We start from the raw sequence: 11,455 nt of genomic DNA on the forward strand, positions 1-11,455 counted from the left end.
ACCTAAAAATAAAAAACATGAAAAGTTTATATTCAACAATAATATTAATACTATGTGCAGTATGTATTGTAAGCTGCGACAATGACGAAATGAGTCATACCAATGTGAGTGCTGTAAATGCACTTTATGCTCCGGCAAACAACAAATTTTATGATCTTGGAGCTCAAAGTTCTGCAGTTTTCGAATGGGAAGGTGCAAAAGCAGAAGATAATGGAGCAGTGCTTTATGATGTGGTTTTTGACCGAGAAAACGGAGATTTTTCTAAACCTATTTATGTAGTTCCTTCTGATGGAAACGGATTTCAGAAAACATTAAATCTTTCTTTTACAGAATTAAACAAAATTGCCGCTTTAGCAGGAATAGAAGCAGAAACAATTGGAAAATTAAAGTGGACTGTTTATTCTTCAAAAGGTATAAATGTGCAAAAGTCGACAGTTTCAAATATCATTGAAGTACAAAGACCAGGCGGATTCCCAACTCCGGACCAGTTATTTATTACAGGAACCGGATCAGAAAATGGAGAAACAGTTTCTGCAGCACAGGCTTTCAAAAAAATTGGTGCTACAACATTTGAAATTTATACAAAACTAAGTGCAGGTAATTACAAGTTTATCACCAGAAAAAATGGTACGCCTGAGGTTTTCTATATTGCCGATAATAAATTGAAACAAGATGGGGCAGCAACTTTTGCAGGTGATGCTAAAGTGTACAGAATTAAAGTTGATTTCAGCGATGGTTCAACAACAATGACAGAAATCAAAAAAATAGAATTGTGGTTCCCGCCTTTAAGTTCATACCTTTTTGAATATACCTATTCAGGCGGAGGAATCTGGAAAGCGGCTAACAAAGCGATAAGTTTTAAACAAGAATCATGGGGTAGAGATGAGCGTTACAAATTCAAATTTACAGTAGTAAACGGAGCTAGTACAAGCGAAGAATGGTACGGAAGCATCAACGGAGACAACAGCAGGCCAGATGGAGCAAACGTTGCAGCATCTTATTGGTACATGGTTCCTGTTACGAGTGATTTCTGGAACAACTGTTTCAAATTTGCTTCTGCAGTAGATAACAAAAATGTAAATGCAGAAATCAATTTTAGCGCCGCTTCACCAGCCTACACTCACAGTTTTACAGTTTTATAAATAATCTATAACGTCTCTTGGAGATGTTCTTTAAGAGACGTTTATTAAATAAAATATTATGAAAAAATTATTTTCAACACGATATTATGTCACATTGTTGTGCGTGGCAGGATTAGGATTGTTTAACATCTCCTGCGATGACGAAGCCATTCCGCTGCGTGACCCAAATACAGGAACCGCACCAGAATTTAAATACACATGGGCGCAGACTGCCGACTCTTTACAGCTTTCAACATATAATAATTATTTAGGTTCAAATGGCACATTTGTAGAGAACAATACCGGAAAAAGTACATTTAATTATTGGCCAAATGCTCACGTTTTAGATGTTTTAGTCGACGGATTTTTGAGAACCGGAAATGATAACTACAAAACTAAAATGAAAGCACTGGTTCAGGGAATCAAAGTTAAAAACGGAAATACTTATAATAACGTTTTTAATGATGATATGCTTTGGCTTGCTAATGCGTGCCTTCGTGCTTATGATGCAACAAAAGATCAGGAATATAAAGATGTTGCCGACTTTTTATGGGAAAGAATTAAATTGAGCTGGAGTGATAATGTTTTTGGCGGCGGTATAACATGGAAACAAGATACACCAAGACAAAAAAATGCTGTATCAAACGCGCCTGCTGTAATTCTTGCGATGAGACTTTATGCAATAGACAACGATCCGGATGATTTAGCCTGGGCAAAGAAAATTTATGCCTGGCAGAAAAATAATCTTGTAGATCCGGTTTCTGGAGCTGTTTGGGATAACATTTCAGAAACAAATGGAGTAGTTACAACCAATAAAGACTGGGTTTTTACCTATAATATGGGAACATGGATTGGCGCTGGTTTAAGATTGTACAAAGTTACAAACGACCAAACTTATCTTGATGATGCTGTCAAATCCGGAAGAACAGTTTTAACCAGTCCGAAATTAGTTTCAGAAGGACTTCTTAGAGATGAAGGTCAGGGTGACGGCGGTTTGTTTAAAGGTATTTTAGTACGCTATTTTACAGAATTGACAGAGCAGCCAACCATCAATTCTACTGATGCTGAAAAATTTGCTGCTTTCCTGAAATTTAATGCAGAGACATTTTATAAAAAAGGAATATTAAGACCAACTATGCTTTCTGGCAATAACTGGAAAACAGCACCTTCTGCTGGTGCAAATGTAGATCTTACAACACAGTTAAGCGGAGTTATGCTAATAGAAGCAGCGGCAAAGCTGGATAAAGACGGATTTTTTGATTAATAAGTTTAAGTAGTTTGTTTAGTAATTTTTGTAATGCCTGAAGGAAATCAAAATCCTTCAGGTTTTATATATCTACAATCTGCAATTATTTTAACTGCAGGTAAACAATGCTATCAAAAAACAATTTCCAGAATTAGAAAAAATACAATGAAGAATAAAATCACAATTATAATTTTTCTTTTTGCAGGACTTGCGTCATTTGCGCAATGGAAACCGCAGGGAGATAAAATAAAAACAAAATGGGCAGAACAGGTAGATCCCAATAATACACTGCCCGAATATCCAAGACCAATAATGGAAAGGAAACAATGGAAAAACCTTAATGGTCTATGGAACTACACCATACAACCCGCAGGACAAACAGCGCCAAAAGATTACGAGGGAAAAATACTTGTTCCTTTTGCTGTTGAATCGAGTCTTTCGGGTGTAATGAAAAAAGTAGGTTCAGAAAACGAATTATGGTACGAAACCCATTTTACAGTCGATAATAACTGGAAAAATAAAGATATTTTATTGCATTTTGGAGCAGTAGACTGGAAAGCAGAAGTATGGATAAATGATATAAAAATTGGTACACATACAGGAGGATATGTACCTTTTAGTTTCAATATAACGCCTTTTCTAAATGGGAAATCCCAAAAACTGGTTGTAAAAGTTTGGGACCCAACTAGCGACGGAACACAGCCAAGAGGAAAACAAGTTAAAAATCCCGAAAGTATTTGGTACACACCAGTAACAGGGATCTGGCAGACAGTTTGGCTTGAGCCCGTAAGCAAAAAACACATTACCAATTTAAGAACAACACCCGATATTGACCACAATACTATTAATATAAATGCAGAAGTTGAAGGAACAGCTGCGAACGATATTGTTGAAATTACCGTATTTGATGGCGCAAAAACAATTGCGCTGGAAAAAGCAGCAGCAGGCCAGTCTTTAGATATTGTTTTGAATACTCCAAAATTATGGTCACCGGATTCACCATTTTTATATGATATTAAAGTAAAATTAATCAGCGGAAACAAAGTAACCGACGAAGTGAAAAGCTATTTCGCTATGCGTAAAATTTCTTCAAAAAGAGACGATAAAGGCATAGTCAGAATTCAGTTAAATAACAAAGATTGTTTTCAGTTTGGTCCGCTTGATCAGGGGTGGTGGCCAGACGGATTATATACTGCACCAACCGATGAAGCCTTAAAATATGACCTTCTCAGAACAAAAGAGTTAGGCTTTAATATGATTAGAAAACACGTAAAAGTAGAACCGGCAAGATGGTATACACATTGCGATAAAATGGGCTTTTTAGTATGGCAGGATATGCCAAACGGTGATGACGGTCCAATTTGGCAGATGCACAAATATTTTGAAGGTACTGAACTAAAAAGAACTGCACAATCGGAAGAAACATACAAAAAAGAATGGAAAGAAATAATGGATCATTTGTATTCATACCCAAGTATTGTAGTGTGGGTTCCGTTTAACGAAGCATGGGGACAATTTAAAACTGTTGAAATTACAGAATGGACTAAAAATCACGATCCAAGCCGATTAGTAAATTCATCAAGCGGAGGGAATCACTTTCAAACCGGAGATATGTTAGACATTCACCATTATCCCGAGCCAAATTTAAAATTGTATGATGCAAGAAGAATCACAGTTTTAGGAGAATATGGAGGAATTGGACTTCCGGTTACCGGACATTTATGGCAGACTGATAAAAACTGGGGCTACACACAATTTAAAAACAACGACGAAACCACAGCCAAATACAGAGAATATGCAGAGCAGTTAAAAACACTTGCCAAAGTTGGTTTTTCAGCAGCAGTTTATACCCAGACAACAGATGTAGAAGGCGAAGTAAACGGTTTTATGACCTACGATCGTAAAGTCGACAAAATGAATTTTTCTGAGGTTAAGCAGATAAATCAGGAAGTAATTAATTCCATTAAATAATAAGAGGCACTTTGGTCTCAATATAAAATATTACAGTAATGCAAAGAAGAAAATTTATACAAAACACCGCTTTATTTGGAAGTCTTGCCTTAATCAACCCACTGGAGATTATAGCAGGAACTAAAATCGAAAAAGATTTTCCGATCGTTAGGGTTTCCAAAGAAAAAAGAAATTTTCAAAGCGATTTCATAGAAAAAACAATAGTTGAGTTTCAAAAAAATGTAAAAGACAAAGAGCTGGGATGGTTATTTAATAACTGTTTTCCAAATACGCTGGACACCACTGTAACCTTTTCACAAAAAAACGGAAGACCGGATACGTATGTTATTACCGGAGATATTGATGCAATGTGGTTAAGAGATAGTTCTGCACAGGTATGGCCTTATATGGCTTTTGCAGGAAAAGATGTAAAATTAAAAAACCTGATTGACGGCGTTATAAACAGACAAACTGAATATATACTGAAAGATCCGTATGCAAATGCATTTTATAATGATCCAAACAAAAAAGGAGAATGGACAACCGATCACACCGATATGAAACCGGGAGTTCACGAAAGAAAATATGAAATAGATTCACTTTGCTACCCAATAAGACTGGCTTATAATTACTGGAAAAATACCGGAGACACATCACCATTTGATGAGAATTGGGTAAAAGCCATTAAAACAACGTTAAAAGTATTTAAAGATCAGCAGCAAAAAGACGGTACAAATCCATATACTTTTCAAAGAACAACACAATTTGCCACAGATACCAGACCCTTAAAAGGTTACGGATATCCGGTAAAACCAGTAGGTTTAGTTTGTTCTGCTTTTAGACCGAGTGATGATGCAACGGTTTTTTCTTTTTTGATTCCTTCAAACTTTTTCATTGTAGCCAGCATGAATCAGGCCGCAGAAATGTTGGAAACAATCAAAAAAGACAATGCAGCAGCAAAAGAATTAAGAGATTTAGCCAAAGAAGTTGCTCAGGCCATTAGAGAATACGGAGTAGTAAAACATCCAAAATACGGAGACATTTTTGCTTTTGAAGTAGACGGATTTGGCGGTCATTTACTTATGGATGATTCAAATGTACCGAGTTTATTAAGCCTTCCGTATTTAGATGCCATTGATGTAAACGATCCAGTTTATCAAAATACAAGAAAATTTGTCCTTTCAGAAGACAATCCTTTTTTCTTTAAAGGAAAAGTAGCCGAAGGAATTGGAGGTCCTCACGTAGGAATGAATATGATATGGCCGATGTCACTGGTTATGAGAGCTTACACAACTTCGGACGCTAATGAAATTAAAGATTGTATCAGAATGCTAAAAGCATCACACGGTGAAACTGGTTTTATGCACGAATCTTTTCACAAAGACGACGCGAAAAATTTCACAAGATCGTGGTTTGCATGGACCAATACATTATTTGGAGAGTTATTGTGGGATACCTATAAAACCAATCCAAAATTGCTGGAGCTTTAAATTATTTGTAAAACATTTTAATTTTATATAAAATGATAAAATTCAACAAGAATATCGTTCTTGCAGTCCTTTTCATGTCCTTTTTTGGCTATAATGCGACAGCTCAAAAACCAGGAGGAGGACTTACAAAAGGAAAATATACTGCTTTAGTAAATCCATTTATCGGAACTGCCCCTTTATTAGATACCAAAATAATAGGTTATACTCCTCCGGCAGATATGCGCGTATGGGCAGGATTAGTATTTCCGGGTTCATCAGTTCCCAACGCAATGGTACAGTTGAGTCCAATGACAAAATACAGATCTGGCGCAGGATATGAATACGAAGACACTGAAATTTTAGGGTTTACCCATACCAACAAAGGACATTGGAATTTATGTCATATCCCGCTTTTGCCTGTTTCAGAAGGAGCGTCATTTCCGTACAAATCATCTTTTAGCCACGATCAGGAAAAAGCAAGTCCGGCCTATTATGAAGTATATTTAAAAGATTATGATGTTCAGGTAAAATTAACTTCTACGTTACGCTGCGGTGTACATGAATATACTTTTAAAAACAATAAAGGAAGAAAAGTCCTTTTTGATTTAGGAAGAGCCAACAATCATGTAGACGACTGGCAGATTAAGCAGGAAGGTTCAAATGCTGTAAGCGGTTTTCAAAGAACAGGCGGAGAAAAAATATATTACTATGCCGCTTTAAGTAGTCCAGTTGACAAATTAGATATTAAAAATATTGCTAAAAGCGAAGGTTACGCATTAGTAAGTATCAAAGACGGAGATAGCAAACCCGTAACGGTTAAAATAGCTTTATCGTTTGTAAGTGTCGAAAATGCAAAAGAAAATCTAAAAGCCGAAGTTGGTGATAAAACCCTAACAAAAGTTTTTGAAGAAGGAAGTACAAAATGGGAAAACCTGCTTTCTAAAATTCAGGTAAAAGGCGGTACAGAGCAGCAAAATGTAATGTTCTACAGCATGTTGTACAGATCCTTTTTATGGCCGGCTTTGCGAAGCGATGTAAACGGACAATTTACAGATGAAGCCGGAAAAGTGCGAAAAGAAAATTACCGTTATTACACACTTCCTTCATTATGGGATGATTACAGAAACAAATTGGTGTTGTTAAGTATCTTTTCGCCAGATGTTACCAGCGATGTAATCAGTTCAATTATCAATGAAGGAGAAATAAAAGGTTTTATTCCAACATTCTTTCACGGAGATCACGCTGCATCCTTTATTGCAGGTTCATACATGCGTGGAATTAGAAATTACGATGTCAAAAAAGCCTACGAATTGTTATTAAATAACGCTTATAAAGAAGGCGGAACAAGACCTCACATTGCAGAATATATAGCAAAAGGATATGTGCCGGAACAAGATATTAAAAATCCTGTAATTGAAACCAAAGCCAATGCAGGCGTTACAAAAACATTAGAATATGCATATGACGATCACGCACTTTCGTTATTAGCCAAAGAACTAAACGATACAGAGCATTACAATGATTTGGCAAAGCGTTCTAAAAATTATGCAAATGTTTTTGATAAAGAATCTACTTTTATGAGAGGAAGGCTTGAAGATGGTAAATGGATTACACCTTTTAATCCTGAATTTCCGTATTACGAATACATGTACAGAGAAGCAAATGCCTGGCAGCTTTCTTTTTTTGTACCGCATGATATGCCGGGTTTAGTAAAACTTTACAGAGGCAGTAAACCTTTTGAAGCAAAACTGGATGAATTTTTTACAAAACCATGGAATCCAAGTTATATCGCATGGAATATTTCCGGTTTTATAGGACAGTATTGTCATGGAAATCAGCCGGATCATGAAGCACCTTTTTCGTATTATTTTGTAAATAAACCCGAAAAATCACAAAAAGTAATCGACGAAATTTTAGAAACAATGTACGGAATTGGTCCTGAAAAACTAGCCATGAGCGGAATGGATGATGCAGGCGAAATGTCCTCTTGGTATGTTTTTGGAGCATTGGGACTTTACCCGTTATCTCCTGCCGATCCTGAATATATTGTAACCGTTCCTATTTTTAAAGAAGTATCGTGGACAACTCCTGCAGGCAAAAAAGTAAACATCAAAAATCCAAATGGAAAAAGAAATCTGGAAACGATACAGGTAAACGGTTCTAAAATTAACAGCTATTTCATCTCTCATGATTTGTTTAAAAATGGCGGTGACATACAAGTTACTACCAAATAACTGTATTTTATAAATAAAGAATAACGTCCCATTCTAGCGGACGTTATTTGTATAAACTCGTTTTGTATGAAAAACATAAAATTATTTGCGTATTTATTATTGCTTTTGGGTATTTCAAATGCGTATTCGCAGCAAACAAATTTTGAAGTTATTTCTCCAGATGGAGAACTAAAAGTATCCATTAATTTAGAGGATAAAATTTATTATTCAATTACAGCAGGAAATGAAATTTTAACTCCAAAAAATCATTTGGCATTAGTGCTTAAAAATGAAACCTTAGGTTTAAATCCGAAATTGTCAAACAATAAAAAAGGAAAAGTAAATGAAGTTATAAAACCTGCGGTTCCAGTTAAATTTTCAACCGTTTCCAATTCTTATAACTATTTGCTTTTAAATTTTAAAGGGAATTATTCCGTTGAATTCAGAGCTTTTGATGAAGGAATAGCATATCGATTTATAACTTCTAAAAAAGGAGAAATTGAAGTATTAAACGAAGATTTTTCAGTGAATTTTCCAACAGATTATCTAGTTCATTTACAACAGACAGGAAATTTTAAAACTTCTAGCGAAGAAGAATATACACATATAAATTCCAGTGATTGGACTTCATCTGCAAAAATGTCTACACTTCCTATTTTAATCGATACCAAAAAACAATATAAAATACTGATAAGCGAATCTGATCTTTTAGATTATCCCGGAATGTTTTTAAAAGGAACCGGAAACGGTGTTGTATCGACTTTTCCTAAAACACCTTTAGAATTTGGTTCGGATGGAGATAGAAGCGTAAAGATTTTAAAAGAAGCAGCTTATATCGCAAAAACTTCTGGAACAAGAAATTTGCCTTGGCGCTACTTTGTTATTACAAAAAATGACAAACGCCTGATTGAAAACACAATGACGCTGAAACTCGCTCCAAAAAGCGAACTAAAAGATGTTTCCTGGATAAAACCCGGACAAGCCAGCTGGGAATGGTGGAATGGTGCGACGCCATACGGTCCGGACGTAAATTTTGTTTCAGGTTACAATCTGGAAACTTATAAATATTATATTGATTTTGCATCAAAATTTGGTATAAAATATATCATTATGGATGAAGGCTGGGCCAGAAGCACAGAAGATCCGTATACACCAAATCCAAATGTAGATGTTCATGAACTTATTCGTTATGGCAAACAAAAGAATGTAAACATAGTATTATGGCTCACGTGGCTTACTGTTGATAAAAACATGCAGCTCTTTAAAACCTTTAAAGATTGGGGAATTGCAGGCGTAAAAATTGACTTTATGGATCGCAGCGATCAGGTGATGGTTAATTATTATGAAAAAGTCATTAAAGAAGCCGCTAAATATCAAATATTTGTAGATTTCCACGGCGCATTTAAACCTTCAGGATTAGAATACAAATATCCAAATTTAATCTCCTACGAAGGCGTAAGAGGAATGGAGCAAATGGATGGCTGCAAACCAGACAATAGTTTGTATTTTCCTTTTATGCGAAATGCCGTCGGGCCAATGGATTATACGCCGGGAGCCATGATAAGTATGCAGCCGGAAGTTTATCGCTCAGAAAGACCAAATTCAGCAAGTATTGGAACCAGAGCTTATCAAATGGCACTGTTTGTTGTTTTTGAAAGCGGTCTGCAAATGCTGGCAGATAATCCAACAAATTATTATCGCGAAAAAGACTGCACAGAATTTATCACTTCTGTACCAACAACATGGGATGAAACTAAAGCATTAGAAGCCAAAACCGGACAATACGCCATTGTAGCCAAAAGAAAAGGAACAAAATGGTTTATTGGCGGTATTACAAACAATGCCGAAAAAGAGCGTTCTTTTGAAATAAAACTAGATTTTCTAGCTTCAAAAAAATACAAACTAACCTCATTTGAAGATGGAATTAATGCCGGATATCAGGCAATGGATTACAGAAAGAAAAATAGTGAAGTAAGTAAAAATGATATTCTGAAAATCAAAATGGTTAGAAATGGAGGCTGGACTGCAGTTTTAGAAGAGATTTAAAAACAAAACAATCACATTATGAATAAAATATTATTATGGTCTGTTACCGCTGCACTGGCAGGTTTTTTATTTGGTTTTGACACCGTTGTAATATCCGGAGCCGATACTAAACTGCAGGAATTATGGCATACATCAGATGTTTTTCATGGATCAGTAGTAATGGCAATGGCACTTTGGGGAACTGTAATAGGCGCTATATTTGGAGCTATTCCTACTAATCAATTGGGTCGTAAAAAAACACTTGTCTGGATTGGAATTTTATTTCTTGTTTCGGCAATTGGTTCTTCTTTTGCAAATGATCCGTGGACTTTTGCTTTCTTTAGATTTTTAGGCGGACTCGGAATTGGTGCTTCAACCATTGCAGCTCCGGCATATGTGTCTGAAATTGCTCCTGCGAAAGGCAGAGGACGTTTGGTTTCGCTCTATCAGTTTAATATTGTTCTAGGGATTTTAATGGCTTTTCTATCAAATTATTTGCTTCGCGACGCTGGAGAAAATGCCTGGAGATGGATGATTGGAATAATGGCTTTTCCTGCTTTTTTTTATACGATCGTTGTATTTACAATTCCCGAAAGTCCACGATGGCTGCTTTCAAAATCTAAAATTAACGAAGCAAAAACAGTTTTAGAAAAAATAAATCCTGACGCTAAAATTGAAGATTTACTGCAAGAAATGCATTTGGGAAACAACGGCAATGATAAAAAAGGTGAGACTATATTTTTAAAAAAATACCGATTTCCGCTTTTACTAGCTTTTCTAATTGCTGTATTCAATCAATTTTCAGGAATTAATGCCTTTTTATATTATGCTCCAAGAATCTTTGCCGAAGCTGGTTTAGGTGAAAGTGCTGCTTTAATGAGCAGCGTCGGTATCGGAATAACGAATTTGGTATTCACCCTTTTTGGCGTTTTTTTAATTGATGTTTTAGGAAGAAAAATATTGATGTATATAGGATCGATAGGCTATATTATTTCCTTAGCATTAGTGGCTGCCGCATTTTTCTTTAAATGGCAGGGCATGCAGGTTCCTATTTTTCTGTTTCTGTTTATAGCTTCTCACGCAATTGGGCAAGGCGCCGTGATTTGGGTTTTTATTTCAGAAATTTTCCCAAACCATTTAAGAGCCAGTGGTCAGGCATTTGGATCTTCTACACATTGGGTTTTGGCTGCTATTATTCCATCGATGATTCCGTTTTTGTTCTCAACAATTGGCGCAGCAGCCGTGTTTTTAATCTTTGCTCTTATGATGGTTTTGCAGCTGTTTTTTGTCATTTTTATGATGCCGGAAACCAAAGGAAAAACGTTAGAAGAACTTCAGGAAACAATTATGAAATAATTATTAATTGTTAATGGTTAATTATTAATTATGAGTTATGCATTATGGAAAACCATTAACCATTAACCATCAACA

At 35.8% G+C, this 11,455-nt stretch carries 7 protein-coding genes; all 7 read left to right on the top strand.

Going from position 1 to position 11,455, the window contains the following annotated elements; genetic code table 11:
* Positions 1 to 17 precede the first annotated feature (17 nt).
* Positions 18 to 1,142 (top strand): SusE domain-containing protein, encoded by a 1,125-nt coding sequence (locus BUC29_RS06845; RefSeq protein WP_073414644.1) that lies wholly within the window; start codon positions 18 to 20, stop codon positions 1,140 to 1,142.
* Positions 1,143 to 1,200: 58 nt separating this feature from the next.
* Positions 1,201 to 2,385 carry a glycoside hydrolase family 76 protein gene (locus BUC29_RS06850; protein WP_084538595.1) on the top strand — a complete coding sequence of 395 codons (1,185 nt, stop codon included), beginning with the start codon at positions 1,201 to 1,203 and terminating at the stop codon, positions 2,383 to 2,385.
* A gap of 147 nt (positions 2,386 to 2,532) precedes the next feature.
* Positions 2,533 to 4,338, top strand: coding sequence for a glycoside hydrolase family 2 protein (locus tag BUC29_RS06855; protein ID WP_073414943.1), 1,806 nt, complete (start codon positions 2,533 to 2,535; stop codon positions 4,336 to 4,338).
* Between the two features lie 38 nt (positions 4,339 to 4,376).
* Positions 4,377 to 5,807: a glycoside hydrolase family 125 protein gene (locus BUC29_RS06860; protein WP_073414648.1), complete on the top strand. Its 1,431-nt coding sequence runs from the start codon at positions 4,377 to 4,379 to the stop codon at positions 5,805 to 5,807.
* Positions 5,808 to 5,839: 32 nt separating this feature from the next.
* On the top strand, positions 5,840 to 8,020 hold the full coding sequence (locus tag BUC29_RS06865) for a GH92 family glycosyl hydrolase (RefSeq protein WP_073414650.1): 2,181 nt from the start codon (positions 5,840 to 5,842) through the stop codon (positions 8,018 to 8,020).
* A gap of 66 nt (positions 8,021 to 8,086) precedes the next feature.
* On the top strand, positions 8,087 to 10,045 hold the full coding sequence (locus BUC29_RS06870) for a glycoside hydrolase family 97 protein (protein WP_073414652.1): 1,959 nt from the start codon (positions 8,087 to 8,089) through the stop codon (positions 10,043 to 10,045).
* Between the two features lie 18 nt (positions 10,046 to 10,063).
* Complete coding sequence (locus tag BUC29_RS06875) at positions 10,064 to 11,380, top strand: sugar porter family MFS transporter (RefSeq protein WP_073414654.1); 1,317 nt, start codon at positions 10,064 to 10,066, stop codon at positions 11,378 to 11,380.
* Positions 11,381 to 11,455 lie beyond the last annotated feature (75 nt).

Source organism: Flavobacterium defluvii, assembly GCF_900129555.1.
GTDB lineage: Bacteria > Bacteroidota > Bacteroidia > Flavobacteriales > Flavobacteriaceae > Flavobacterium > Flavobacterium defluvii.